A 1343-nucleotide genomic window follows, 5' to 3' on the forward strand; every position below is an offset into this window, starting at 1 on the left:
GGGCCTGTCAGTAATTTCGTGTTCAAGGCATATGATGCTCCCCAGGAGAATATATGCCTCGCAAACCAAAGACCCCACCGGCCGATCTGCCGGCAATTCCCGCCGAGCTGCTTGAACAGTTTGGCAACGGCCCGATGACGGCCGACGCGATCAATGCCGCGACGCTGGCCCTGAAGAAGGCGCTGATCGAGCGTGCGCTGGGTGGCGAGATGAACCATCATCTCGGCTATCCGCCTGGCGCCGTGAAACCGGCCGCTGTTACCAACCAGCGCAACGGCACAGGCGCCAAGACCGTGCTGACCGAAGACGGCCCGATTCGTATCGAGGTGCCCCGCGACCGTGACGGCAGCTTCGAACCACTGCTGATTCCCAAACACGAACGCCGCTTTACCGGCTTCGACGACAAGATCGTCGCCATGTACGCCCGGGGCATGACCGTGCGCGAGATTCAGGGATTTCTGCAGGAGCAGTACGGCACGGCGGTCTCTCACGACTTCATCAGTTCAGTGACCGACGAGGTCATGGCCGAAGTGACGGCATGGCAGGCCCGCCCGCTTGAGCCGATGTACCCGGTGGTGTTCTTCGACGCGCTGCGGGTCAAGATCCGCGAAGACGCCGTGGTGCGCAACAAGGCGATCTACCTTGCGCTGGGTGTCCTGCCCGACGGTACACGCGATATCTTGGGCCTGTGGATCGAGAACACCGAGGGCGCCAAATTCTGGATGAAGGTCTTCAACGATCTGAGGACGCGCGGCGTCAATGACATCCTGATTGCTGTCACCGATGGGCTCAAAGGCATGCCCGAAGCGCTGGCGGCCGTGTTTGCCGCAACCACGCTTCAGACCTGCATCGTTCACCTGATCCGCAACAGCCTCGATTACGCGAGCTGGAAAGACCGCCGGGGGCTGGCTGCAGCGATCCGCCCGATCTACACCGCGCCGAGCGCGCAAGCGGCCCAGGCGCAACTCGATGCCTTTGCCGACGGGCCATGGGGGCAGAAATTCCCGCCAGTCAGCGCGGCGTGGCGCAACGCCTGGGACCGCGTGATTCCGTTCTTCGCCTTTCCGCCGGCCGTTCGCAAGGTTATATATACGACCAACGCCATCGAGAACATCAATTCGCAGTTGCGCAAGATCATCAAAACGCGGGGCCACTTCCCGACCGACGAGGCCGCGACGAAACTCATCTGGCTGGCACTACGCAACATCACTGCTGACTGGGGACGCGCCGCTCATGATTGGAAGTCGGCCATGAACCAGTTCGCGATTCTTTATGAGGATCGATTCGTTCGACCATCCGTGTGAATTTCAACCCGCCTTGAACACGGAAATTCTGACACTCCC

Annotated in this window: 1 protein-coding gene; it reads left to right on the forward strand. The window is 61.0% G+C overall.

Annotation, left to right across the window (positions count from 1 at the left end):
* The first annotated feature begins 53 nt into the window (after positions 1-53).
* A complete protein-coding gene (locus F3J19_RS32250) occupies positions 54-1304 on the forward strand; it encodes an IS256 family transposase (protein ID WP_167050531.1) in 1251 nt (416 codons plus the stop codon).
* The last annotated feature ends 39 nt before the right edge of the window (positions 1305-1343 follow it).

The organism is Burkholderia sp. Ax-1724, assembly GCF_011752995.1.
In the GTDB taxonomy this organism is placed as follows: Bacteria; Pseudomonadota; Gammaproteobacteria; order Burkholderiales; family Burkholderiaceae; genus Paraburkholderia.

Bases quoted from the DNA above. Each gene is read 5' to 3' on its own strand.
- F3J19_RS32250 (WP_167050531.1), top strand. From the start codon at position 54: ATGCCTCGCAAACCAAAGACCCCACCGGCCGATCTGCCGGCAATTCCC.